This is a genomic window from Paraciimarium castrense LEGE 11436 (assembly GCF_056633055.1).
Genome location: NZ_JBSJOW010000001.1, coordinates 139,741 through 162,929, shown reverse-complemented (window position 1 = coordinate 162,929; position 23,189 = coordinate 139,741). Strand labels below are relative to the sequence as shown.

Sequence of the window (23,189 nt, the reverse complement as noted above, 5' to 3'; positions counted from 1 at the left end):
GCCGCCATGACCAGCCCATTGCGCATCCTCTACGACGGTGGCTGTCCGCTCTGCCTGCGGGAGGTGCGGCTGCTGCGGGCCCGCGACCAGCAGCGCCACGGGGATCAGCCCGTGCTCGCCTTCATCGACATCGACGCCGCCGGCTACGACCCCAGCGCCCACGGGGGCATCACCTACCGCGACGCCATGGGCACCATCCATTGCATCAGTGGCGATGGAGAACTGCTCAGCGGGGTGGAGGTGTTCCGCCGCGCCTACGGCCTGGTGGGCCTCGGTTGGATCTATGCCCCCACCCGCTGGCCCCTGGTGCAGCCATTGGTGGAGAGCCTCTACCGGCTCTGGGCCCGCTGGCGGCTGCGGCTCACCGGCCGCCCTGGCCTGGAGGAGCTCTGCCGGAACCGCTGTGCGGTCTCGAGCATTGCGGAGCCGGCAGGCCAGCGATGACCCCTGAGGGCCAGCCCGATCTGATCGTGGTGGGCAGCGGGTTGGGAGGCCTCTGTGCCGCTGCCATCGCCGCCCGCCATGGGCTGGAGGTGATGCTGCTCGAAGCCCACGACCGCCCCGGCGGCGCCGCCCACGGCTTCAGTCGGGGCGGGTTCCAGTTCGAGTCAGGGCCGTCCCTGTGGTCGGGCCTGGGCCGCTGGCCCAGTGCCAATCCCCTGGCCCAGGTGCTGCGGGCCGTGGGGGAAACCGTGCCCGTGGCCACTTATCGCACCTGGGGCCTGCTGCTGCCGGAGGGGAACCTGGAGGTGGGGGTTGGACTCGACCCCTTTGTGGCCATGGTGAGAGAACTGCGCGGGGCCCCGGCGGCCGCCGAGTGGAGCGCCTTCATGGCCTGGCTGCAGCCCTTCTGCCAGGCGGCCCGCCAGCTGCCGTTGCTGGCCCTGCGGCCCGGGCTGGGGCTGGCCAGCACCCTCGGGGCCAGTGGCGGCCTGGGGCTGCTGGGCCAGGCGGGCCGGCTGGCGGCCCTGGGCGGGGCCTTCGGGCCCCTGGCGCGGCGTCACCTGCGCGATCCCTTCCTGCTGCACTGGGTGGATCTGCTCTGCTTCCTGATCTCCGGGCTGCCGATGCAGCACACCAGCGCGGCGGCCATGGCCACCCTGTTCGGGGAGTGGTTCGAGCCCGAGGCCTGTCTCGACTACCCGATCGGCGGCAGCCCTGCAGTGGTGGAGGCGCTGCTGCGGGGGGTGCGGAAGCACGGCGGCCAGCTCCACTGCCGCTGCCCGGTGAGCCAGGTGCTGGTGCAGGACAACCGGGCCGTGGGCGTGGAGCTCCAGAACGGCAGCCGCCTCACCGCCCGTCGCGGCGTGATCGCCAACCTGAGCCCGTGGGACCTGCTGACGCTGCTGCCGCAGGACCGCAGCACGGCGCGCTGGCGCCGCAGGCAGGCCGCCACCCCGGCCTGCGGCAGCTTTCTGCACTGGCATGCCGCCCTGCGCAGCTCGGCGGCGATCGACGCCCTGCCGATCCATCACGTCTGGGTGGGCGACTGGCAGCGGGGCATCGACGCGGAACGCAACATGGCGGTGCTGTCGATGCCGTCGCGCCTCGATCCGGGCCTGGCGCCCCCCGGGCATCAGGTGATCCACGGCTACACGCCGGCCAATGAGCCCTGGGAGCTCTGGCACGATCTGGAGCGGGGCAGTGCCGCCTACCGGCGCCTCAAGACCGAGCGCTGCAGCCTGTTTCACCAGGTGATGGAGCGGCTGCTACCCCAGTGGCAGGGGCAGCTCGAACTGGAACTGCAGGGCACCCCCCTCACCCACCAGCACTTCCTGAACGTGCACCAGGGCAGCTATGGCCCGGCCTGGCCTGCCGATCGGGGGCCGTTCCCCGGTGGCAGCACTCCGATCGACGGTCTGGTGCTCTGCGGCGCCGGCGTCTTTCCCGGCATCGGCGTACCGCCGGTAGCCGTGAGCGGAGCCATGGCCGCCCACCGCTTCGTGTCCGCCCGCGCCCAGCGCCAGCTGCTGGAGGAGCTCGGCCTCAGCGGCGTCAGAACCAGCGCCGCAGCTGGGTAGCCGCCAGCTGCACCTCGCGCAGAAACAGCAGCACCGCCACCATCAGGCAGAGCATGGCGGCCACGAACAGGGGCACCACCACCAGGGCGAGATCGATGGCGGTGACGACGCTCACGAACACGATCGCCACCACCAGCGCCACCAGCAGGATCGTGCCGGTGCAGAGCTCGATCGCCTTGAGCACCAGGGTCATGCGCCGTTTCTGCAGCTGCAGCTCCTGCTTCCACTCCCGCGCCCTCGCGACGGTGGCATCGCGCAGCTGCTCCTGCAATTGACGGGAGCGGTCGATAATGCGCGCCAACCGGTTGGTGAGCACCACCAGCAGCCCGCTGATGCCGGCCAGCAGAAACACCGGCGCCACCGAGAGCTGGATGGCGCGTGCCAGGCTCTCCACCGGGGCCGCCGCCAGGAGCGGATCAGGTGCCAGCAGCAACGGCATCGCAGGGCCACAGTGGGTGCCGTGAAACTACCGGGCCAGCTGCCATGACCAGCATCAGCTGCCACTACAACGGCTCCCTGCGCTGCAGTGCGGTGCATGGCCCCTCCGGCGCCACCCTCACCACAGACGCTCCTGCCGACAACCAAGGGCAGGGCAGCGCCTACTCCCCCACCGACCTGATCGCCACCTCCCTGGCCACCTGTCTGCTGACGATCATGGGCCTGGTGGCCGAACGGCATGGCTGGCGCATGGAGGGGGCCTCGGCCCGGGTGGAGAAGACCATGAGCCAGGAGCTGCCGCGCCGGATCGCCGCCCTGGAGGTGTGGCTGGTGCTGCCGGCCGGCCTGGAGGCCGGCGCGCGGGCCACCCTGCAGCGCGCCGCCGAAGGCTGCCCGGTGAAGGCCACCTTGAAGGGCGCCGTGCCGATCACCCTGCACTGGGATACGGCCTGAGCCGCCTCACCCCGTCCAGCCGCCATGCTGAGCAGCTCCTCCCCCATCCCCATGAGCGCAACGGGCACGGCCCTGGCCCAGCTGCGGGCCTATCTGCACGAAACCCGCCTGCTCGGATCGATCAGCAGCGCCCTCTATTACGACCAGAACACGGTGATGCCCGCGGCCGGCGCGGCCTGGCGCGGCGAACAGCTGGCCCTGCTCGCCACCGAGCTGCACCGGCGCCAGGTGGCGGCGCCCTACGGCGAGCTGCTGCAGGCCGCCGAGGCTGAAGCCGCCGCCACAACCCCCGAGGCCGGCCAGGCCGCCGTGAGCCGCAACCTGGAGCTGCTGCGCCAGGACCTGGAGCGCCAGCGTTGCCTCGACCCCGCCCTGGTGGCCGCCCTGGCGAAGGCCCAATCCCGGGGCTATGCCCTCTGGCAGGAGGCCCGCGCCAAGCAGAACTTCGCCCTCTTCGCCCCGGCCCTGGAGGAGATGATCGGGCTGCGGCGGCATCAGGCAGGCCAGCTGGCCGCCGCCGAAGCAGCCGGGAGCAGCCCCTGGGAGATCCTGGCCCAGCCCTTCGAGCCGGACGTGCGCCAGGCCAGGCTGCAGGAGCTTTTTCTGCCCCTGCGCGAGCAGCTGCCCCGGCTGCTGGAGGCTGTGCGCAGCGCCCCTGGCCCGGCCAGCGAGGCGGTGGACATCCCAGAACCGGTGCAGGACAACCTCTGCGAGGCCCTGCTGCAGAGCTGGGGTTACGACCCCAGTCAGTGCCAGCGCTCGCGCTCGCCCCATCCTTTCTCCTGCACCCTCGGCCCCGCCGACTTCCGCATCACCACCCGGGTGGTGCCCGGCCAGCCCCTCTCCGCCTTCCTGGCCACGGCCCATGAGTGGGGCCACTCGCTCTACGAGCAGGGCCTGCCCCGTGGCGATGACCACTACTTCCCCTGGCCCCTGGGGGAGGCCACCTCCATGGGGGTGCATGAATCGCAATCGCTGTTCTGGGAGTGCCGCATCGCCAGGGGAGAATCCTTCGCCAGCCGCTGGCAACCACGCTTCACGGCGGCCCTGGGCCGCGATCCCTGGGGCGGCAGCCGCGGCTTCTGGCGGGCCCTCAACCCCATGCAGCCGGGGATGATCCGGGTGGAGGCCGATGAGCTGAGCTATGGCCTCCACATTGTGCTGCGCTTCGAACTGGAGCTGGCCCTGCTGGAGGGGGACATGCCGGTGGCGGAGCTGCCATCCGCCTGGAACCGTCGCCACCAGGACCTGCTGGGCCTCACTCCGGCCAACGACGCCGAGGGCTGCCTGCAGGATGTGCACTGGAGCGAGGGACTGTTCGGCTATTTCCCCTCCTATGCCCTTGGCCACCTGATCAGTGCCCAGCTGGCCGAGGCGATGGAGCGCGATCTCGGCGGCCCCGGCGCCATCGAGGATCACGTCGCCCGGGGTGAGGAGGGGGAGCTGCGGCAGTGGCTGGGGCAGAAGGTGTGGCCGCTGGGCCGTCAGCTCAACGGCGAGCAGCTGGTGCAGCGGGTGAGCGGCAGGCCGCTGAGTGCCGGGCCCTTCCTGCGTTATCTGGAGCAGAAACTGGAGCGCCTCAGCGGCTGAGCCCCACCGCTGGACTGGGGTGCCGCGATGCCCTCCGTAGGATGGGCCACGCCGATCCACCTTGTTTCATGGCGAACATCGACCACGCTCCGAGCCGCACGATGCTCAACCTGCTGCACGTGCTGCCGGCCTTTGCCGATGAAGCCGAACTGCGCCTCAACGCCATCGTGGAGCTGAACTCCATGACCATCAACAAATACGAGCTGATCACCGAAACCGGCCATCTCAAACTGGATCGCGTCGGCTATTCCTCCCTGGCCTATCCCTTTGCCTACGGCTGCATTCCCCGCACCTGGGATGAGGATGGTGATCCGCTCGACATCGAAATCGTGGGCGTGACCGAACCGCTGGTGCCGGGTTCCCTGGTGGAAGCACGCATCATCGGGGTGATGAAATTCGATGACGGCGGCGAAGTGGACGACAAGGTGATTGCCGTGCTCGCCGATGACAAGCGCATGGATCACATCACCAGCTTCACCCAACTGGGCGACCACTGGCTGAAGGAAACGCAGTACTACTGGGAGCGCTACAAAGACCTCAAGAAACCCGGCACCTGCAAGGTGAATGGCTTCTTCGAGCCGACCGAGGCCGTGGCGATTGTCAAGGCCTGCGAGGCCCGCTATACCACCAGCATCGATCCGAACCTGGTGAACTGAGGCCAGCGGCCCTACGCCAACGGGCTCACGCAAGCGGCCCAACCCACGCCCGGGTTGACAGACCCCCAGACCGGTGGACACCAACGGCCTTGGGGTGCCCTTTCGACAGCGCTCTCCAGCGCCCCCCTCACCACCCGTTCGGATCCACCCCGCCTGAACCCATGTCCCTGCAGCATCCGCCAAGGCACCTGCCCCTGCATCGCTGCTCCCTGCACCAGGGGCTCGCCCTGGGCACTGGGCTGCTGGTCGCGGCCGGGGTGCTGCTGCCGAGGACGGCCCTGGCCCAGCCCCCAGCTCCACCGGCCCCTGAGGTCGCTGCGGCAGAGGTAGCGCCGGCAGAGGCCGCTCCGATCGAGATGGCACAACCAGCTGAAACAGCTCCAGCCGCCGGGGAGGAGGCAGCTCCGGCGGCCGCCATTCAGCGGCAGATCGTGCTGGAACTGGGCCGGCGCCAGATCAGCCTCAAAGAGAACGGCACCGTGGTGGGCAGCTGGCCGGTGGCCATCGGCGACCCCAGCACCCCGACCCCGGTCGGCAGCTTCACGGTGCAGAACAAGGTGGTCAACCCCCAGTATCAGAGCACCCGCAGCGGCAAGATCAATGCCACCGTGGGGCCGCAGGGTCCGCTGGGTGACCGCTGGATCGGCTTCAAGCAGAGCGGCCTCAACCAGTACGGCATCCATGGCACCCCCACGGCCTGGGCCTGGACCGTGACTTCCCGCGCCGCCGTGTCCAACGGCTGTGTGCGCATGCTCACGCCCCATGTGCGCGAGTTGTTCGAGAAGGTGGAGATCGGCACTCCAGTGATCGTCAAACGCTGAACGGCAAGCCAGGGGATATCAGATCCGGAAGACTTCCTGGAGATCCCTGCAATTCGGTCAGGAAACCCCGGCTTTCGCCTGTAAGTTTCCGATTGCTTTTCCGGTTCGATGGTGCCTGCTTTCCGACCTCACCCCTCCACAGGACGGCAAGCCCCAGGCTCCGAGACGCTCATCTCGAACCGTCCAGCCAGTGATGCGCCCAGGCCCGCCTTCGTGGCCGAGCCCAGCACCACCTTGAAATGGTCCAGTGATGGGGAGCTCTCCGCCCTCGATCTGCACCGCATCATCGACCGGCTCGCCGATGCCGATCCAGTGGCCAGCAGCCTGACGGTGAGCCAGTTCGGCATGGTGAGCCGCTAGTCCCCATGGGGCTTTCAGCTCGCCGTATCCGCCACACCCACCTGGGCCTTCGAGTCCTTGGTCTGCCCTTGGCGCTGGAGGTGGCCCAGGCCGGAGCGGGCCAGAGCCCGGGCCATGCCATCCCGGCTGGCGAGTCCCCGCAGGGCCCCCACGGGTAGACCACCGAGTGGCTGTCCGTGGGGCAACGCTCCTGGGTTCGCCCCTTCAAGGACGAACACAGGCAGCTGCCGGCAGCCTGACGGGGTGAGCTGGTCCTCCAGCTGAGCCAGGTTGGCCGTCTGCGGCAGCCAGAGCAAGGCCCCCTGCAGACACTCCCGCAGCAGCGGCTCGCAGGCAGCCGCCCCTGCGGAGCCCGCCATCAACCTGAGCCGCTGCTGCAGATCCGAGAGGGTGACCAGACCCACCACCCAGCCCGCATCGGCCACCAGCAGACAGTGGCCGTGCACCGCCACCAGTTCAGCCAGGGCCGCCGCCGCGGAAGTCTGGGCAGGCAGCACCAGGGGAGCCTCAGGCTCCAGAGCCTCGAGCACCGGCAGACCGGTGAGCTCGCGGCGACGCTGCTCCTCCACCACATCCGGCCCCAGCAGGCCAGGATCGGCGATCCCCTGCCAGCGCTCCATCAACAGGGCGCTCAGACCGGCGGAGGCCATCAACGGCACCACGATGCGGATGTCGCGGGTGAGCTCGAACAGCAGCAGCAGCGCCGTGAGCGGGGCCCGGGCACTGCCGGCCAGCACGGCAGCCATGCCGACCATGGCGTAGGCGGGGGGCGCGGCGACCGGCAAACCCAGGCCCCCATCTCCCAGCAGCTGGCCATACGCATTGCCCAGTACCGCCCCGAGCATCAGGGCGGGGGCGAAACCTCCCCCGAGAAAGCCTGTGGCGTTGCTGACGGCGGTGGCCAACAGCTTCACGCCAAGCAGGGCCAGCAGGGCCAGCAGCGGAATGCCACCGTCACTGCCGAGCAGGGCCTCAATGGTGTCGTACCCCACGCCAAGCACCTGCGGGAAACCAAGCGCCAGGACGCCCACCGCCAGACCGCCCAGGGCCGTGGGCACGCCGGGCGGCAACCGCCGCAGCCCCTGCTGCAGCCGCTCGCCGCGGCCGAGGGCGAGCAATCTGACCAGCAGCCAGGACATCAGGCTCGCCAGCAGGCCCAGGCCCAGGTAGAGGGGTAGCTCCAGGGGCGAACGCACGTCATAGGCAGGCAGCCGCAGGATCGGAGTGTCCCCGAGCACCAGCTGGGTGACCAGGGTGGAGGCCACGGAGGCCACCAGCACGGCCCGCAGGCTGGGGCGGCCCTGGATGGCGCTGAAGCTGCCCTCAAAGGCAAAGAACACCCCGGCGATCGGCGCCTTGAACCCGGCCGCCAGGCCGGCAGCCACGCCAGCGGCCACCAGGGCCTTGCGGCTCTGGGCGGGCAGGCCAGCGCGCAGGGCAAGCCAGAGCCCGAGGTTGCCGCCACTCTCCACGCTCGGCCCCTCAGGCCCCAGGGAGGCGCCGCTGCCCAGGCTCAGGGAGGCGCCCAACAGGCGCAGGCCAGGCAGCCTTGGAGCTGGGTGCACTGCCCCATCGGCCATGGCCATCAGGCTCGGCAGACCAGGTCCGGGATCGCCGCCGAACCAGCGCAGCAGCCCGACCCCGAAGCCCCCCAGCGTGGGCACCAGCACCACGGGCCAGAGCTGAATCCAGTCCGCCAAAACAGAGGCTGGCGGCGCCACCGGCTCAGGAACAGGCGGCGGCGGCAGGAAGCCCAGCCCGCCCAGCCCGATCTGGAGCAGCGATCCCAGCGGGGTGTCAGGCGGGGCCACCAGCTCCGGGAGCTCGATGGCGGTCTCGGGCGCGGCGGGGCTGGCCAGGTTCAGCAGCAGCTCCACCAGAGAGCCGAACAGGCCATTGTTGATCAGCCCCAGCAGCTCGTGGAACAGCACCACAGCCCCACCCGTAAGGCTGCCCACCAGGGCAGCCCAGGCCAGCAGACTCCATTCAAAGGGGAGGCCGCTGGCCTCAGCTGGGGCCGCGCCTTTGGCAGCGTCAGGCTTCGGGGCGGACGGCGGCAAAGATCTCAGCCAGGATCTCCCCGGCTCCCTGGGCCTTGAGTTTGTGGGCCAGGGCCACTCCGATCGCCTCGGGGTCGTCCTGGGGGCCCTCGGCCTGATCGCGGATCAGCCGCAGGCCATCGAGGCTGGCCACCATGCCGGTGAGCTTGAGGCTGCCGCTGGCCTCGGGGCCGGAGAAGCTGGTATTGACGCCGATCGGCACCTGGCAGCCGCCCTCAAGCTCCCGCAGGAAGGCCCGCTCGGCCAGGCAGCGGCGAGCCGTGGGGGTGTGCTCCAGCACCTTGATCTGATCCAGCACCGCCGTGTCGCCATGGCGGCATTCGATGCCGAGGGCCCCCTGCCCCACGGCATGCAGCGAAATGGACGGATCAATCAGCTCGTGAATGCGCCCGCCCAGCCCCAGCCGGCCCAGGCCGGCGGCGGCCAGGATCAGACAGTCGAAGCCGCCGGCATCGAGCTTTTCCAGGCGGGTGATCACATTGCCGCGCACATCCTTGAAGGTGAGGTGAGGGTAGTGGTGGCGCAGCTGGGCCAGGCGGCGCAGGGAGCTGGTGCCCACCACGGCCCCTTCCGGCAGGGTGGCGAGGCTCTTGTCCTTGTGCTTCTCGTGCACCACCAGCGCATCGGCGGGGTCCTCCCGCTCGGTGATGCAGCCGAGCATCAACCCCTCGGGCAGGTGGGTGGGCAGGTCCTTGAGGCTGTGGACGGCGATGTCGGCCTGGTCCACCAGCATCTGGGCCTCCAGTTCCTTGGTGAACAGACCCTTGTCACCGATCTTGGCGAGGGCCACATCGAGGATCTTGTCTCCCTGGGTGGCCATGGCCTCGATCGTGATCGTGAGCTCGTCATGGGCCCTGGCCAGCTCATCGCGCACCCAGTGGGTCTGCACCATGGCGAGCTGGCTGCGGCGGGAGGCAATGCGCAGGGTGGAGCCGGCCATCGAGAACCTTCGGTTGGCAGTCAGCCTGCCGAGTAACAGCCGTCCACCCTAGGCACCGGCCCGCCGTCCCCCCAGGGGAGAGGCCCTCAGGCGAAACACTCCAGCGGCAGCGGCCCCCAGGTGTCCTGGGCGGTGGGATCGACCAGGCTGTGGCCCGTGATCAGCACCCCCTCGCCCAGACCCTGCTCCAGGCGCAGCTGGAAGCGGCCGTTGTTCTGGTTGGCCTTGAGAAACACCGGGCCCTCCGGGCCCTCCAGGGCCGTAGCACCGGGATCCAGCTCCAGCGTGGGCCAGCCACAGATCTGCTCCAGCCGGCGCAGGGTGGCCACAGCGGCTGCGGCCGTGGGGGCCATCACCCCCACCGTGAACCACTCGCAGAGGGCCATCTTCTGCAGCAGTTCCTCAAGGAGCTCAGCAGTGGCCTGCTCCTCCAGCCGGGGGGCGGTGCGGAGGCCCCGCAGAGAAGCCAGGGTCTCGGCCATGCCGGTGCTGCAGCGGCTGGGAGGTTACTTGATGTACTCCTTGAGCACGCCGTTGCGGTTGGGGTGACGCAGCTTGCGCAGGGCCTTGGCCTCGATCTGACGGATCCGCTCGCGGGTGACATCGAAGATCTGGCCGATCTCCTCGAGGGTCTTCATGCGGCCGTCATCGAGGCCGTAGCGCAGCCGCAGCACATCGCGCTCGCGGGGGCTGAGGGTGGCCAGCACCCCTTCGAGGTCTTCGCGCAGCAGGTTCTTGGCCACATCCTGCTCGGGGTTCTCGATGTCGGCCTCGATGAAGTCGCCCAGGCGGGAATCCTCCTCCTTGCCGATGGGGGTCTCCAGGGAGATCGGCAGCTGGGCGCTCTTGGCGATGAAGCGCAGCTTCTCGATCGTCATCTCCATCGACTCGGCGATCTCCTCCTCAGTGGGCTTGCGGCCGAACTCCTGGGAGAGGGTCTTGGTGGTTTTCTTGATGCGCGAGATCGTCTCGTAGAGATGCACCGGCAGGCGGATGGTGCGGCTCTGATCGGCGATGGCGCGGGTGATGGCCTGGCGGATCCACCAGGTGGCGTAGGTGGAGAACTTGTAGCCCTTCTCGTGGTCGAACTTCTCAGCCGCCCGGATCAGGCCGAGGCTGCCCTCCTGGATGAGGTCCTGAAAGCTCAGGCCCCGGTTCATGTATTTCTTGGCGATCGACACCACCAGGCGCAGGTTCGACTGCACCATCTTTTCCTTGGCGCGGCGGCCGAGCATCAGCCGGCGCCGGAACTTGATCGGCGGCATCTCCACCAGCACGGCCCACTCCTTGTTATCGGGGTGGTGGCCGTGGTCGGCCTCGAACTGGGAAGCCAGCTCCTCGAGGTGCAGCAGGTCGGCAATCTTGCGGGCCAGCTCGATCTCCTCATCGGGCCGCAGCAGACGGATGCGGCCGATCTCCTGCAGATAGACGCGGATCGAGTCCTCGGTGTAGACGCCCTTGGGTCCCACCTTGATGCTGGCGAGGGCCTTGGCGGCCTTGTCGTCCTTGGCGCTGACTGCGTCGCCTTTGGCCAGGGCGGCGTCATCAGACGCCGTGGCCACGGCAGCGGGGCTGGCGGCGGCGGCCTTGGCGGCAGCAGCCTTGGAGGCGGCGGCCTTAGCCGAACTGGCCTTTGAGGAGGTGGCCTTGGCGGAAGCGGACTTCGTGGCCTTGGCCGGGGTGTTCTTGGCGGCGCTGGCCTTGGCAGTGGTCGGCTTGCCCGCCGCGACCTTGGCTGAAGCTGCCGTGGCCTTGCCGGAGCGCGCCTTGGGAGTGGACTTCACCTTTCCCGCAGCGTCCTCGCTGGCCCGGGCGACATCGGCAGCAGGAGAGGCCTGGGGCTTCAGCCGCTTGGTGTCACCCTTCGACGTTGCCACCATCACGACCTCTACGGCTGGTTTTGCTTGGGGGACTGCAGTGCTCATCGAGGGGGCGGAAGACAGGACGGGGAAGGGGAAATCGGTTCTGGGTTACCCCGGGGGACAGGCCCCCTGAGAAGGGAACAGGGCATCTCCAGGGACCGGAGCGTCGGAGGGATCCCGGAAGGATCCCTGGGCGAACGGAGCTGCCGCGCCGGCCAGGCAGGGTGAGGTTCGCCAGGCGAAACAAACCACTGCCGTGAAGCCGATGCAGCCGGTGCCGTTACCGCGCTATGGAGGAGACAGAACGCTTCAAAAAATCAACAGGCAGCCCGCGGGCAGGGGGCGGGCTGCAGCAACAATGGGAACGGGGCCGGGGCCGAGGGCAGGGTTGTCAGGGGTGTTCGCAGACCGTGAGAGCGATGTGGAAGGAGACCTCCCGACTCTCTGTTCGTGTCTTCCCGCTGGACGGAACTCTGCCTGGTTCCGACGGCAGCCTGCAGCTGCCCAACACCACCATCCTATGAATAGCCCCAGCGATGTGCAAGTTCGTTGAGCCAGTGGCTCCAGATCTGGCTGGAGGCGGGCCGCGAGGGGCAGGTGTTCACCTACACCCGGCCGCCGGATCTGGCCGTTGGGCTGGGCGATCTGGTGCGGGTGCAACTGCAGGGGCGGCCCCACAGCGGGCTGGTGGTGGAGCTGCTCGAGGCCTTGCCGGCGGCCCTCCTTGGCAAGACACTCCAGCCCGTCGAGGGCGTGCTGCAGAGCGCCGCCGTGGACGGGCACTGGCGCGCCCTGATCACGGCGGTGGCCCAGCAGTGCCACACCAGCAGCTTCCGCACCCTCAAGAGCGCCCTGCCGCCGGGATGGCTTGGCCAGCGCAGCCGCCGGGCCGGGGCCAACCGCCAGCCGGTGCTGGCCCTGAGAGCCGCCCGCCAGCCCGAACCCCACGAGCGCCTCAGTGGCCGCCAGCAGGACCTGCTGAACCAGCTCAGCGCCGCCGCAGGCCCCCTGCCGCTGCGGCAGCTGTGCCGGCCTGGTGGCTTCAGCCGGGGCGTGGCCCAGGCGCTGGAACAGCGGGGGCTGGTGGAGCGGCTCTCCCTGCCTGCCGAGGCCTTTCCCCCGACCCCACGGGGGGGGCGCGGCGCGGGGGCTGATCCAGAGCACCGGAGCGTCGTGGGGCTCGAAGCGCCCCAGCCACTCAACCCAGCCCAGGGCGAAGCCCTGGAGGCGATTCTGGCGGCCCCGCCTGGGCAGACCCTGCTGCTCTGGGGCGTAACGGGCTCCGGCAAGACCGAGGTGTACCTGCAGGCCGCCGCCGCAGCCCTGGCCCGGGGGCGCAGCGCCCTGGTGCTCACCCCGGAGATCGGCCTGATTCCCCAGCTGCTGACGCGCTGCCGCCGGCGCTTCGGCGCTGCCGTCGTGGAATACCACAGCGGCCTCAGCGACGGCGCCCGGGTGGCCGCCTGGCGGCGCTGCCTGGAAGGGCACCCCCTGCTGGCGGTGGGCACCCGCTCCGCCGTGTTTCTGCCCCTGGCCCGGCTCGACCTGATCGTGCTGGATGAGGAGCACGACAGCTCCTACAAGCAGGAGAGTCCGATGCCCTGCTACCACGCCCGCGACGTGGCCCGGATCAGGGTGCGGCAAAGCGGCGGACGCCTGCTGCTGGGCAGTGCCACGCCCGCCCTGGAAACCTGGCTGGCCTGCCAAGAAGGGGCACCCGAGCCGGTGCAGCTGTTGCGGCTGTCCGAGCGCATCGGCGGCCGCCCCCTGCCGCCGGTGCGGCTGGTGGACATGCGCCATGAGCTGGCCGAGGGACACCGCAGCCTGCTCAGCCGGGCCCTGCTGCAGCGGCTTCAGGGGGTGAAGGCCAGGGGGGAACAGGCCGTGGTGCTCGTGCCCCGCCGGGGCTACCACACCTTCCTGAGCTGCCGCAGCTGCGGCGAGGCTGTGCTCTGCCCCCACTGTGACGTGCCCATGACGGTGCACCGCGGCAGCGGCGGCCGGGAGTGGCTGCGCTGCCACTGGTGCGACCACCGGGCCGACATCAGCCACCGCTGCGGCCACTGCGGCTCCACGGCCTTCAAGCCCTTCGGCGCCGGCACCCAGAGAGTGCTGGAGCAGCTGGCACAGGAGTTGGAGGGCCTGCGGGTGCTGCGCTTCGATCGCGACACCACCCGCGGCCGCGATGGCCACGGCCAGCTGCTGGCCCGCTTCGCCGCCGGGGAGGCCGACGTGCTGGTGGGCACTCAGATGCTGGCCAAGGGGATGGACCTGCCCCGGGTGACCCTGGCGGCCGTGCTGGCAGCCGACAGCCTGCTGCACCGGCCCGATCTGCGCTCCGCAGAGCACTGCCTGCAGCTGCTGCTGCAGCTGGCGGGCCGGGCCGGCAGGGGCGAGCTGCCCGGCGAGGTGCTGGTGCAGACCTACAGCCCCGAACACCCGGTGATCGCCCACCTGGTGGATGGCCGCTACGACCGGTTCCTGGCCAGCGAGCTGGCCCTGCGCCGCAGCGGCGCCCAGGTGCCCTTCAGCCGCGCCTGCCTGCTGCGCTTCAGCGGCCCCAGTGCCAGCGGCACCGCCACGGCGGCGGCGGCGATCGCCGAGCTGCTGCGGCCGGCCCTCGAAGCCAGCGGCTGGTGGCTGATCGGGCCGGCGCCGGCGCCGGTGGCCCGGGTGGCTGGGCGCAGCCGCTGGCAGCTGCTGCTGCACGGCCCCGCCGGCGCCAGCCTGCCCCTGCCGAGTGAAGCGGAACTGCGGCGCGCCCTGCCGGCCGCCGTGGCCCTGGCGATCGACCCCGATCCGCTCAGCCTCTAGCGGCTGGCTGCCGGCCTAGGCCGGCAGCTGGGGCAGACCGAACCCCAGCTGCTGGCGCAGCCGGCCCAGCGCAGACACCAGCCCCAGGGCCAACAGAATCAGCCCCGCCCCGAGCCCCAGGGGACTCCAGCGCCAGCAGGCCAGCTCCAGGTGGTTGTCGGCCCCCAGGCGCAGGGGCCAGCGCACCCCACCACCCCCTGGCAGGGCCCGCGCCGACTCCGGACTGGCCTGACGGATCGCCGCCAGCTGCAGCGGCTCCAGATCGAGGCTGAAGTCAGCGCCAGGCACGGGATCGGCACCGCGCAGATCCACCGCCACCGACAGCCGCTGCTGCACCCCCACCAGCCAGTTGCGCTCCTGCCAGAACAGCTCCGGCGCTGGCAGCTCCACCCCCGCCAGGCGGGCGGCGTCCCCGAGATTGGCCGCGAGCAGCTCCAGGGCCTGGGCGGCCGGCATCGCCGCCCCCAGCAGATGGTCGTGACCCGGTGCACTGGCACCATCAGGCCTGAGGCCCGCCCTGCGCAGCGCCTCGAGCAGACCCCGCTCCCAGGGGGTCGCCACAGCCGTGGAACCCCGCTCCAGCCGCTGGCCCACCTGCAGCCGGCCCGGTCCGTGGAAATGGAGTTCGGCGTGCACGGCACCACAGCCCCCCAGCAGCAGGCTGAGCAACAGCAGAACCAGCACCAGGGCCCCGAAGCCCAGCGGTGCCCGGGTGGGTCCCACCGGCGGTGCCGGCGGCGGCGGCGGACCTTGGGCACGGCGGCTGCGGGCCACCTGCTGCAGGCGGCCGGTGACCGATTCGGCCTCACCCAGCTCCGGCAGGGTGATCGACCAGCGGCGCGGCCGCTCCAGGGCCGGTGCCTCCAGCACCTCCAGCAGGTCCTTGGCCTGGGCGCGCAGGGTGGCATCGGAGCAGCGTTTCACCTGGCGGCAACAGGCGACCGCCCGCAGCGCATTGCCCTGACCCATCCAGGCCGTGGCCATCAGCAGCTGGATCTGGGCCCCCTCCGCCGTGGCGGGCGGAAAGCTCGACACCAGGGGCTCCAGGGCGCGCAGGGCCTGGCCGTAGTCGCCCCGCTCCAGGCAGCGCCGGGCCCCGGCGCAGGGATCCTCGCTCTCCACGCTCACGGCCTGCCATCCAGCAGCTGGGGGCTGCCCACCACCATCGTGCCGATGCCGGCATCGGTGAACACCTCCAGCAGCACCGCATGGGGAATGCGGCCATCGATGATGTGGGCGGCCGCGACCCCCTGGGCCAGGGCCCGGATGCAGCACTCGGTCTTGGGGGTCATGCCCCCCTCCACGACGCCACTGGCGATCAGCTCGCGGGCCCCGGCCAGGGTGAGCTGGCGCACCAGGGTGGAGGGATCGTGGCGGTCGCGCAGGATGCCGGGGGTGTCGGTGAGCAGGATCAGCTTCTCCGCCTGCAGGGCCGCGGCCAGCTCGCCCGCCACCGTGTCGGCATTGATGTTGTGGGCCTGGCCCTCGGGGTCGGCGGCCACGCTGGAGATCACCGGCACATAGCCCGCCTCCAGCAGGGGCAGCAGCACGGCGGGATTCACGGCGGCCACCTCCCCCACCAGGCCGTTGCGGCCCTCTCCGTAGGGACGGGCCGTGACCAGGGAACCGTCACTGCCGCAGAGCCCCACGGCCCGTCCGCCGAGCTTGTTGAGGCCGTTGACGATCTGCTTGTTGACCCGCCCCACCAGCACCATCTCCACCACATCCATGGTTTCGGGGGTGGTGACCCTCAGTCCTCCCTTGAATTCGGGCTCGATCTGCAGACGGGCCAGCCACTCGTTGATCTCCGGGCCGCCGCCATGCACGATCACCGGCCGCACCCCCACCGAGGTGAGCAGGGCCAGATCGCGGTACACCGCGTCCCTCAGGTCGGCGCGGGCCATGGCGGCACCGCCGTACTTGACCACCACGCGGCGGCCCCGGAAGCGCTGGATGTAGGGCAGGGCCTCGCTGAGCACGGACACCCGCAGGGCATCGGTGTGGCTGATGGCGGTGTCGGAGCTCACGGCAACAGGAGGGCTGAAATCTGGAGGGGGAGAAAGGGGGCCGTCATGGGGCCTGGGCAAGGGCCGAGCTCAGGCGGCCGGGGCGAGCAGGAGACGGAGGTTGAAGCGGCGGCCTTCCAGGGGCTCGAGCTCGGCCGTGAGGCCCTCGCCGAAGAAGCGACCCAGGCGCTCCTGCTTGGCCTGCCAGCGCTCGAAGGGCACGCCGCCGGCGTCAAAGCGGAGCCTGAGGCCATAGCGGCCCTGCTCGTCCAGCTCCTCCACGGACAGCAACTGGGGCGGGGCATCCTCATCCCAGAGCTTGAGCACCTCCAGCGAGCTCTCCAGGTGGGCCTTCTGGCCATAGCGCCAGCGCATCACGTCGCCCAGCAGCTTGCGCAGGGGTTCGCTCTCGGGCAACTGACGCAGGGCGCTGTGGACGCCGGCCGGAGTGACGCGCCGCGGCGGTGGCAGCTCCGACGACTTCAGCGCCAGACCGCCCAGCAGGATCGGAATGCCGTAGAAGATCGTGGGCAGGCTGAGGTTCGGGTTGCCGGAGGCATAGCCGATCCAGCCGATCACCGAGAGGGCGGCCCCGGCCAGGGTGACGAGGCTGCCGGGCGAGAAAAGTGCTTGCATGACGCCATCTTCCTGTACGCCGTGGGCCCCGAGATGAGCAGTGATCCCAGCCGCCCCGTGGACGGCGCCGGCGAGCCGGAGTCGGGGACGGCGATCAGCACGGCGGCCCTGATCAGCCAGCTCCAGGCGGACCGGCTGTGGCTGCTGCGCCAGATCGACTCAGGCGCCTGGCCCGAATGGCGCCTTGACCTGGCCGCCCTGGAGCGCGAGCTGGGCGAACTGCTCGACCGCGTGGGCCCGGACCAGGCCAACGCCGGCTGAGGCTCAGAACGGGATGTCGTCGTCTCCCTCCGGCAGGTCCGGCACCAGGGGCGAGGTGTTCCAGGTGGGGGGCTCGACCCGGGCGGGCTGCGCCGCGGCGGGTGGGGTGGACCGGACCGGTGTCGGCGGGGCAGGCACAGGGCGACCTGGGGCGGCGCCGCTGGCCGCATCCATGCGGCCCGCAGCGGCCATCGGCGCCGCGGCTGTGGCGTCAGCCGCCATGGCGGCTCCGAGGGGATGGAGGCGCGCCAGGGTGAACTCCGCTCGCTTCTCTTTGACGCCGTCCTGGCGGGTGACCGTGGTCATGCGCATGCGGCCCTCGATCATCAGCCGCTGACCCACCTGCACCCGGTTCTGCAGGTCCTGGGCCAGGTTGCCCCAGCCCACCACCTTGAGCTGGCCCGGCGGATCGTCGGGGCGCAGACCGTCGAACTGCACCGCCATCTCGGCGACAGGAGTCTGGTTGTCCTGGGTGTAACGGATCTGGGGTGCTTCCAGCACATCCACTTCCAACAGACAGTGATTCACGCCCCAGCCAATGGCACAGCCAGACCATCTTGCCGGATGCCAGAGGGCTTGCCGGATGCCAGAGGGCTTGCCGGATGCCAGAGGGCTTGCCGGATGCCAGAGGGCCATTCTGGGGAGACTGATCGTGCGGCAGGGGAGTTCGATGCCAGGCCCTGGGGCCCCAGTCGCTGCTGCATCCCGCCGCCTCTGGCTGTTCGCCGGAACGGGTGAGGGCCCGCCCTTGGCCGCCGCCCTGCAACGCCAGGACTGGCGCCTGCGGGTCAGCGTCGTGAGCGCGGAGGCCGGCCGGGCCTATGGCGAGCTGCGGGACATCGAGCTGTTCAGCGGAGCCCTGGCCGGCCCCCAGGCTCTGGAACTGGCCCTGCGGCAGGCCCAGCAGCAGGGGGATCCCTTTGCCCTGGTGCTCGATGCCACCCATCCCTTTGCGACCACGATCAAGGCCTCCCTGGCGGCTGGGTGCCGGGCAGCTGGCCTGCCCCTGCTGCGTCTGCAGCGTCCCTGGTGCGATGAGCCGCAGGGCAGCGACCCTGGAGCCAAGGCCTCCTGCCCCACCCTGCTTGCCGGCTTGGCGGCGCTGGAGCCTGTGCCGCTGGCGGGCACCCGGCTGCTGCTGGCCCTGGGCGCGCGCCAGCTGCCTGCCGCAGTGAGGCTCAGCCCCGCGGCCCGCCATCACGCCCGGCTGTTGCCGACGGCCTTCGGGCTGCAGCAGGCCATGGCGGCGGGCCTGCCTGCCGAGCGGGTGGCCTGCCTGCGGCCGACCAGGGACGGGCTGATCGAAGCGGCCCTGGTGCGTCGCTGGGGGATCGAGGTGATCCTGGCGCGCCAGTCCGGTGGGGAACCGGAGCAGCGCTGGCGCCGCATCGCCCACAGCCAGGGCTGCCGTCTGTTGTTGCTGCAGCGCCCGGCAGAGAACCCGGAGCGCTCAGGGCTGAATCAGGCGGCCCTGCTGGAGCTGCTGGCGGCGTGGCCCGGGCCGACCCGCTAGGCGCTGACGCCCAGGTGAGCGGCCGCCAGGGCCTGCAGATCCTGCTGGGGCCTGGGGCCGAGCTGGGTCACCACCTGGCCGGCGCAGAGGGAGCCCAGGCGGCCGCAGCGCTCCACATCCCAGCCCTGGGCCAGGCCGTGCAGGAATCCGGCGGCATAGAGATCGCCGGCGCCGGTGGTGTCCACCAGGGGCCCCAGCCGGAAGGGCTCGATCCGGTGGCTGCGGGGGCCTTCCAGCACCAGGGATCCCGCCGCGCTGCAGGTGAGGGCGGCGATGCGGCAGCGGCCCCTCACCTGCTCCACCGCGGCCTCGAAGCTCTCGCTCCCGTAGAGCGACAGGATTTCCTGCTCGTTGGCGAACAGGATGTCGACATGGCCATCGACGAGTTCCTGAAAGCTGTCACGGTGCCGCTCCACACAGAAGGCATCCGAGAGGCTGAGGGCCACCTGGCCACCGTGGGCGCGGGCCACCTCCGCCGCCGCGATGAAGGCCTGCTTGGCGGCCTCGCTGTCCCAGAGGTAGCCCTCCAGGTAGAGGAGCTTGGCGTCAGCCACCATCGAGAGATCCAGATCGGCGGGATCGAGGCCCACCGACGCGCCCAGGTAGGTGCACATGGTGCGCTGGGCATCGGGGCTCACCAGGATCAGGCAGCGGGCCGTGGAGGGACCCCGGGTGGCCGCGGGCGTGTCGAAGCGGGCCCCTGCGGCGCGGATGTCATGGGCAAAGATGGCCCCCAGCTGGTCATCGCGCACCCGGCCGATGAAACCGGCCCGCCCGCCCAGCTGGGCCACCCCGGCCAGGGTGTTGGCGGCCGAACCGCCGGAGGTTTCCAGGCCAGCCCCCAGCCGGGCGTAGAGCTGTTCAGCCTGCTCGGCATCCACCAGGGCCATGCTGCCCTTGGTAAGGCCCTCGCTGGCGAGGAAGGCGTCGTCGGCGTGCACCAGCACATCGACGATGGCGTTGCCGATGCCGACGACATCGAGGCTCTTGACGGTCATGGGTTCAGGCGCTGAGGAGGGCGCGTTTGGGGCCGTGGATCGGGTCTTCCATCACGATCGTCTGGTCGCGGTCGGCCCCCAGCGAGATGATCGCGATCGGCACCTCCATCAGCTCCGCCAGGAAGCGCAGATAGCTCATCGCCGTGGCGGGGAGCTCATCAAAGTTGCGGCACTCGGCCGTGGAGCTCTGCCAGCCCGGCAGGGTCTCATAGATCGGCTTGCAGCGGGCGAACACCTCGGCGCTGCTGGGGAAGTGTTCGATGCGCTCACCGTCGAGTTCGTAGGCCACGCACACCTGGATGGCGTCGAGTTCATCGAGCACGTCGAGCTTGGTCACCGCCAGGCAGTCGAGTCCGTTCACCTCCACGGCGTAGCGGCCGATCACGCCATCGAACCAGCCGCAGCGCCGGCGGCGCCCGGTGGTGGTGCCGTACTCGCCGCCGCGATCGCAGAGGTGGTCGTTGAGGCTGCCCTCCAGCTCAGTGGGGAACGGGCCCTCGCCGACGCGGGTCGTGTAGGCCTTGGCCACGCCGATCACCCGGTCGATCAGGGTGGGGCCCACGCCGGCGCCGATGCAGGCGCCGCCGCTCACCGGATTGGACGAGGTGACGTAGGGGTAGGTGCCGTGGTCGAGGTCGAGCAGCGTGCCCTGGGCCCCCTCGAACAGGATGTTCTGCCGGGCCCGGGCGGCCTCGTGGATGGTGCGGGTGCAGTCCACCACGTGGGGGGCGAGGCGCTCGCCGTAGCTGAGGTAGTCCTCCACCACGGACTCAAAGTCGAGGGGCTCGATGCCGTAGAGCTTCTCGAGGATTTCGTTCTTCTCAGCCAGGGGACCGGCCAGGCGATCCCGCAGCCGGTCGCCATCGAGCAGGTCGATGACGCGGATGCCATTGCGCTCCGCCTTGTCGGCATAGGTGGGGCCGATGCCGCGGCCGGTGGTGCCGATGCGCCGGTCGCCGCGACGCTTCTCCATGGCCTGATCCAGCAGGCGGTGGTAGGGCATGGTCACGTGGGCCGTGGAGGCGAGCCGCAGGCCGCTCACATCGATGCCGAAGCCCAGCAGCATGTCCAGCTCCTCCAGCATCACCCGCGGGTCCACCACCGTGCCCGAACCGATCAGGCAGATGGTGTCGGGATAGAGGATGCCGGAGGGGATCAGGTGCAGCTTCAGCACCTTGTCGTCAACGACGATCGTGTGGCCGGCGTTCACCCCGCCCTGGTAACGCACCACCACATCGGCCGAGCGGCTCAGCAGATCCGTGATCTTGCCCTTTCCCTCGTCACCCCACTGAGCACCGATGACGACGACGTTGGCCAAGGACACGGCGGCCCGCAGCCGCTTCAGAGCACAACTGCAGAGACTCTCAGATCAAGGTCCCGTTCGTCAAAAGAACCGGCCGGCTCAGGCGCCGCGCACCACGTTCTTCTCGGCCTTCAGCAGCTCCTTGCTGACCCGCTCGCGCAGGGCCTCGGGCAGCGGCCGGTTGGGGTAGTTGGCGTAGTGCCCGGCGAGGGAATTCAGCGCCGTCTGCATCGTGGTGAAGGAGGAGAGCCCATTCACGGCGTTGCGGGGGCGGTAACGGGCCATGTAGTCGTTGATCAGTCCGCGGGCCTCCTGCTCCGCCTCGGCGCGGGAGGGATCGTCGGCTTCGAGGGCGACTGTGGTGATCAGCAGGTCGGCCACAGCCATGGTGTCGTCCACATAGCGGCCGCTGAGCCCATCGGCGCTGCTGCAGCCGGCCAGCATCAGACACAGCCCCAGGCAGCAGGCCAGCAGGGATCGGCCCCAGCTGCCCAGCAGGCGCCGAAGGGAGCTCAGAAGGTCGGCGGCCATGGCGGGGGTGCGGATCGGCCGATCCTACGGACCGCGCCCGGTGTCTACAGCTCGGGCAGCCCGCAGCGTTCGGCGCTCAGGCGCGGCAGCAGGCGATCCAGCAGCCCGTCGGCCGCCAGATCGGTGCGCTGACTGCCGGCCCGCTGCACCAGTTCCACCTGGCCGTCGGCCGCACCCCGGCCCACCACGACCCGCCAGGGAATGCCGATCAGGTCGGCGTCCTTGAACTTCACCCCGGCCCGCTCGCTGCGGTCGTCGAGCAGGGTCTCCACCCCCGCCGCCGTGAGCTCGGCGTAGAGCCGCTCGCCAAGGGCCAGCTGCAGCGGCTCAGCCGTGTTGGCCACCACCACGATCACCTCGAACGGCGCGATCGCCGTGGGCCAGCAGATGCCGCTGGCGTCATGGTGCTGCTCCACCGCCGCCTGGGCCAGGCGCGACACGCCGATGCCGTAGCAGCCCATCCACACAGGCTCCTCACTGCCGGATTCAGTGGTGACGGTGGCCCCCAGGGCCGCGGCATAGCGGCGGCCCAGCTGAAAGATGTGGCCCACCTCAATACCGCGGCTGGCCTCCAGGCACTGGGCCGGATCGTGCAGGCAGCGGTCGCCGGGCTGGGCGGCCCGCAGGTCGAGGGCCTCGGGCCGAGGGCAGAGCGCCCCCCAGGCCGCTCCCACCAGGTGGTGATCCAGCTGGTTGGCACCGCACACAAAGGTGTCCAGCTCTGCGGCCGTGGCATCGGCCAAGCGCAGGAAGGCGGGTGTCCAGCGGCGGGCGTCCTGGAGGCAGGCGTCGGCCAGATCGGGCCCCAGATAGCCGAAGGGGAGCGGCTGCAGCCCCTCCCTGGCCACCGCCTCCTCACTGAGCGGAGCGATCTCCAGCAGGGTGCCGTGGCTGGGGGAACAGCGGGCGGTCACCGCATTGGCCAGCTTCACGCTGTTGAGCTGCTGGTCGCCCCGCAGGCTCACCAGCAGGGGCAGCTCGGCCCCGTCGTCGAAGCGGGCCAGCAGCAGCAGCACCTTGAGGATCTGGCTGGCGTCAACGTCATGGGCCTGGACCAGGGCCTCGATCGTGCTTTGGCCCGGGGTGCTGAGCAGCTCTCCGGCGCCGGCCAGGCGGGGGCCACAGGCCAGGGGGCGGGGCTCGGGGGCCAGCGCGCTGGCCCGTTCCTGGTTGGCGGCGTAACGGCCATCCGGGCTGCTGAGGATCAGGTCCTCGCCGGCCTCGGCGGTGACCATGAACTCCTGGCTGGCGGAGCCTCCGATGGCACCGCTGTCGGCCTCCACGGCCACGGCCCGCAGGCCGCAGCGGCGAAAGATGCGGCTGTAGGCCTGGTCCATGGCGCCATAGGTGAGGCGCAGGCAGGCCTCATCGGCATGGAAGGAATAGCCGTCTTTCATGATGAATTCCCGGCCCCGCATCAGGCCGAAGCGGGGCCTGATTTCATCGCGGAACTTGGTCTGGATCTGGTACAGATGCACCGGCAGCTGGCGGTAGGAGCGCAGCAGATCGGCGGCCAGAACGGTCACCACCTCCTCGTGGGTCGGACCGAGGCCCAGTTCGCGCCCCTGGCGATCCTCCAGGTGGAACATGATCCCCTCGCCGGCGGTGTAGCCGCTCCAGCGGCCGCTGCGCTGCCAGAGCTCGGCCGGCTGCAGCTGCGGCAGGAGGGTTTCCAGCGCCCCGGTGGCCTCCATCTCCTGGCGCACGATCGCCGACACCTTCTGCAGCACCCGCCACAGCAAGGGCAGGTAGGCATAGATGCCGCTGCCCAACCGGCGGATGTAGCCGGCCCGCAGCAGCAGCTTGTGGGAGGGAATCTCGGCCTCGGCGGGGTCGTCCCTGAGCGTCACCAGCATCAGGCGGGAGACGCGCATGGCAGAGGATTCCGAACAGGGCGGAAGCTACCACCGCAGATCCCTGCAGAAG

At 70.5% G+C, this 23,189-nt stretch carries 23 protein-coding genes; 10 read left to right on the top strand and 13 right to left on the bottom strand.

Going from position 1 to position 23,189, the window contains the following annotated elements; translation table 11 throughout:
- Positions 1–6 precede the first annotated feature (6 nt).
- Both ACWJIO_RS00905 and ACWJIO_RS00900 read left to right on the top strand, forming a co-directional pair.
- Positions 7–444 (top strand): thiol-disulfide oxidoreductase DCC family protein, encoded by a 438-nt coding sequence (locus ACWJIO_RS00905; RefSeq protein ID WP_480310774.1) that lies wholly within the window; start codon positions 7–9, stop codon positions 442–444.
- Entirely contained in the window at positions 441–2,021 is a 1,581-nt protein-coding gene (locus tag ACWJIO_RS00900) for a phytoene desaturase family protein (protein ID WP_480310773.1), read from the top strand. The genes ACWJIO_RS00905 and ACWJIO_RS00900 overlap by 4 nt, the downstream gene beginning before the upstream one ends.
- On the opposite strand, the gene ACWJIO_RS00895 is transcribed toward ACWJIO_RS00900, so the two are convergent.
- Positions 1,996–2,460: a DUF2721 domain-containing protein gene (locus tag ACWJIO_RS00895; RefSeq protein WP_480310772.1), complete on the bottom strand. Its 465-nt coding sequence runs from the start codon at positions 2,458–2,460 to the stop codon at positions 1,996–1,998. The genes ACWJIO_RS00900 and ACWJIO_RS00895 overlap by 26 nt on opposite strands.
- Positions 2,461–2,504: 44 nt before the next feature.
- Between ACWJIO_RS00895 and ACWJIO_RS00890 the strand changes: the two genes are divergently transcribed.
- The 5 genes from ACWJIO_RS00890 (at position 2,505) to ACWJIO_RS00870 (ending at position 6,339) form a co-directional block, all read left to right on the top strand.
- Positions 2,505–2,912 (top strand): OsmC family protein, encoded by a 408-nt coding sequence (locus ACWJIO_RS00890; protein ID WP_480310771.1) that lies wholly within the window; start codon positions 2,505–2,507, stop codon positions 2,910–2,912.
- A gap of 51 nt (positions 2,913–2,963) precedes the next feature.
- Positions 2,964–4,502 carry a carboxypeptidase M32 gene (locus ACWJIO_RS00885; RefSeq protein ID WP_480310770.1) on the top strand — a complete coding sequence of 513 codons (1,539 nt, stop codon included), beginning with the start codon at positions 2,964–2,966 and terminating at the stop codon, positions 4,500–4,502.
- A gap of 68 nt (positions 4,503–4,570) precedes the next feature.
- Entirely contained in the window at positions 4,571–5,158 is a 588-nt protein-coding gene (locus tag ACWJIO_RS00880) for an inorganic diphosphatase (protein ID WP_480310768.1), read from the top strand.
- A gap of 161 nt (positions 5,159–5,319) precedes the next feature.
- The gene (locus ACWJIO_RS00875; RefSeq protein ID WP_480310766.1) at positions 5,320–5,979 is read left to right on the top strand and encodes a L,D-transpeptidase; all 660 of its coding nucleotides are present in this window, start codon (positions 5,320–5,322) and stop codon (positions 5,977–5,979) included.
- 234 nt (positions 5,980–6,213) lie between these two features.
- Complete coding sequence (locus ACWJIO_RS00870; RefSeq protein ID WP_480310764.1) at positions 6,214–6,339, top strand: hypothetical protein; 126 nt, start codon at positions 6,214–6,216, stop codon at positions 6,337–6,339.
- Between the two features lie 14 nt (positions 6,340–6,353).
- Here ACWJIO_RS00870 and ACWJIO_RS00865 read toward each other — a convergent pair whose 3' ends face one another.
- The 4 genes from ACWJIO_RS00865 to rpoD all read right to left on the bottom strand — a co-directional run bounded on the left by ACWJIO_RS00865 (position 6,354) and on the right by rpoD (position 11,219).
- Positions 6,354–8,297 carry a chloride channel protein gene (locus ACWJIO_RS00865; protein WP_480310762.1) on the bottom strand — a complete coding sequence of 648 codons (1,944 nt, stop codon included), beginning with the start codon at positions 8,295–8,297 and terminating at the stop codon, positions 6,354–6,356.
- Positions 8,298–8,373: 76 nt separating this feature from the next.
- Positions 8,374–9,339: a hydroxymethylbilane synthase gene (hemC, locus tag ACWJIO_RS00860; protein WP_480310760.1), complete on the bottom strand. Its 966-nt coding sequence runs from the start codon at positions 9,337–9,339 to the stop codon at positions 8,374–8,376.
- Between the two features lie 86 nt (positions 9,340–9,425).
- A complete protein-coding gene (locus ACWJIO_RS00855) occupies positions 9,426–9,821 on the bottom strand; it encodes a DUF1824 family protein (protein WP_480310758.1) in 396 nt (131 codons plus the stop codon).
- Between the two features lie 24 nt (positions 9,822–9,845).
- Positions 9,846–11,219, bottom strand: a complete 1,374-nt coding sequence (gene rpoD / locus ACWJIO_RS00850; RefSeq protein ID WP_480310756.1) for an RNA polymerase sigma factor RpoD — start codon at positions 11,217–11,219, stop codon at positions 9,846–9,848.
- A 531-nt stretch (positions 11,220–11,750) separates the two neighbouring features.
- Here rpoD and priA point away from each other — a divergent pair.
- Positions 11,751–14,015, top strand: a complete 2,265-nt coding sequence (gene priA, locus ACWJIO_RS00845; protein ID WP_480310754.1) for a replication restart helicase PriA — start codon at positions 11,751–11,753, stop codon at positions 14,013–14,015.
- Between the two features lie 15 nt (positions 14,016–14,030).
- Here the strand turns inward: priA and ACWJIO_RS00840 are convergent, their stop codons facing one another.
- From ACWJIO_RS00840 to ACWJIO_RS00830, 3 genes are all read right to left on the bottom strand, one after another.
- Positions 14,031–15,143 (bottom strand): DUF3153 domain-containing protein, encoded by a 1,113-nt coding sequence (locus tag ACWJIO_RS00840; RefSeq protein WP_480310753.1) that lies wholly within the window; start codon positions 15,141–15,143, stop codon positions 14,031–14,033.
- On the bottom strand, positions 15,140–16,042 hold the full coding sequence (argB, locus tag ACWJIO_RS00835) for an acetylglutamate kinase (protein WP_480310752.1): 903 nt from the start codon (positions 16,040–16,042) through the stop codon (positions 15,140–15,142). Before argB ends, ACWJIO_RS00840 begins: the two co-directional genes overlap by 4 nt.
- Before the next feature lie 69 nt (positions 16,043–16,111).
- Positions 16,112–16,657, bottom strand: coding sequence for a DUF2854 domain-containing protein (locus ACWJIO_RS00830; protein ID WP_480310751.1), 546 nt, complete (start codon positions 16,655–16,657; stop codon positions 16,112–16,114).
- Between the two features lie 33 nt (positions 16,658–16,690).
- Between ACWJIO_RS00830 and ACWJIO_RS00825 the strand changes: the two genes are divergently transcribed.
- Positions 16,691–16,918: a hypothetical protein gene (locus tag ACWJIO_RS00825; protein WP_480310750.1), complete on the top strand. Its 228-nt coding sequence runs from the start codon at positions 16,691–16,693 to the stop codon at positions 16,916–16,918.
- Between the two features lie 3 nt (positions 16,919–16,921).
- Here ACWJIO_RS00825 and ACWJIO_RS00820 read toward each other — a convergent pair whose 3' ends face one another.
- Positions 16,922–17,446, bottom strand: coding sequence for a single-stranded DNA-binding protein (locus tag ACWJIO_RS00820; protein WP_480310749.1), 525 nt, complete (start codon positions 17,444–17,446; stop codon positions 16,922–16,924).
- A gap of 10 nt (positions 17,447–17,456) precedes the next feature.
- Here ACWJIO_RS00820 and ACWJIO_RS00815 point away from each other — a divergent pair, with 10 nt between their 5' ends.
- Positions 17,457–18,431 carry a precorrin-6A/cobalt-precorrin-6A reductase gene (locus tag ACWJIO_RS00815; protein ID WP_480310748.1) on the top strand — a complete coding sequence of 325 codons (975 nt, stop codon included), beginning with the start codon at positions 17,457–17,459 and terminating at the stop codon, positions 18,429–18,431.
- Here the strand turns inward: ACWJIO_RS00815 and ACWJIO_RS00810 are convergent.
- From ACWJIO_RS00810 to ACWJIO_RS00795, 4 genes are all read right to left on the bottom strand, one after another.
- Complete coding sequence (locus ACWJIO_RS00810) at positions 18,428–19,429, bottom strand: adenosine kinase (protein ID WP_480310747.1); 1,002 nt, start codon at positions 19,427–19,429, stop codon at positions 18,428–18,430. The genes ACWJIO_RS00815 and ACWJIO_RS00810 overlap by 4 nt on opposite strands.
- 4 nt (positions 19,430–19,433) lie before the next feature.
- Positions 19,434–20,753: an adenylosuccinate synthase gene (locus tag ACWJIO_RS00805; protein ID WP_480310745.1), complete on the bottom strand. Its 1,320-nt coding sequence runs from the start codon at positions 20,751–20,753 to the stop codon at positions 19,434–19,436.
- A gap of 78 nt (positions 20,754–20,831) precedes the next feature.
- Positions 20,832–21,263: a photosystem II protein Psb27 gene (gene psb27, locus ACWJIO_RS00800; RefSeq protein ID WP_480310744.1), complete on the bottom strand. Its 432-nt coding sequence runs from the start codon at positions 21,261–21,263 to the stop codon at positions 20,832–20,834.
- 44 nt (positions 21,264–21,307) lie between these two features.
- Positions 21,308–23,137, bottom strand: a complete 1,830-nt coding sequence (locus ACWJIO_RS00795; RefSeq protein ID WP_480310743.1) for a proline--tRNA ligase — start codon at positions 23,135–23,137, stop codon at positions 21,308–21,310.
- Positions 23,138–23,189 lie beyond the last annotated feature (52 nt).

Coding starts and splice junctions, on each gene's coding strand:
- ACWJIO_RS00905 (WP_480310774.1), top strand. CDS start 7: ATGACCAGCCCATTGCGCATCCTCTACGACGGTGGCTGTCCGCTCTGC.
- ACWJIO_RS00900 (WP_480310773.1), top strand. CDS start 441: ATGACCCCTGAGGGCCAGCCCGATCTGATCGTGGTGGGCAGCGGGTTG.
- ACWJIO_RS00895 (WP_480310772.1), bottom strand. CDS start 2,460: ATGCCGTTGCTGCTGGCACCTGATCCGCTCCTGGCGGCGGCCCCGGTG.
- ACWJIO_RS00890 (WP_480310771.1), top strand. CDS start 2,505: ATGACCAGCATCAGCTGCCACTACAACGGCTCCCTGCGCTGCAGTGCG.
- ACWJIO_RS00885 (WP_480310770.1), top strand. CDS start 2,964: ATGAGCGCAACGGGCACGGCCCTGGCCCAGCTGCGGGCCTATCTGCAC.
- ACWJIO_RS00880 (WP_480310768.1), top strand. CDS start 4,571: ATGGCGAACATCGACCACGCTCCGAGCCGCACGATGCTCAACCTGCTG.
- ACWJIO_RS00875 (WP_480310766.1), top strand. CDS start 5,320: ATGTCCCTGCAGCATCCGCCAAGGCACCTGCCCCTGCATCGCTGCTCC.
- hemC (WP_480310760.1), bottom strand. CDS start 9,339: ATGGCCGGCTCCACCCTGCGCATTGCCTCCCGCCGCAGCCAGCTCGCC.
- ACWJIO_RS00855 (WP_480310758.1), bottom strand. CDS start 9,821: ATGGCCGAGACCCTGGCTTCTCTGCGGGGCCTCCGCACCGCCCCCCGG.
- rpoD (WP_480310756.1), bottom strand. CDS start 11,219: ATGGTGGCAACGTCGAAGGGTGACACCAAGCGGCTGAAGCCCCAGGCC.
- ACWJIO_RS00830 (WP_480310751.1), bottom strand. CDS start 16,657: ATGCAAGCACTTTTCTCGCCCGGCAGCCTCGTCACCCTGGCCGGGGCC.
- ACWJIO_RS00825 (WP_480310750.1), top strand. CDS start 16,691: ATGAGCAGTGATCCCAGCCGCCCCGTGGACGGCGCCGGCGAGCCGGAG.
- ACWJIO_RS00815 (WP_480310748.1), top strand. CDS start 17,457: ATGGCACAGCCAGACCATCTTGCCGGATGCCAGAGGGCTTGCCGGATG.
- ACWJIO_RS00810 (WP_480310747.1), bottom strand. CDS start 19,429: ATGACCGTCAAGAGCCTCGATGTCGTCGGCATCGGCAACGCCATCGTC.
- psb27 (WP_480310744.1), bottom strand. CDS start 21,263: ATGGCCGCCGACCTTCTGAGCTCCCTTCGGCGCCTGCTGGGCAGCTGG.
- ACWJIO_RS00795 (WP_480310743.1), bottom strand. CDS start 23,137: ATGCGCGTCTCCCGCCTGATGCTGGTGACGCTCAGGGACGACCCCGCC.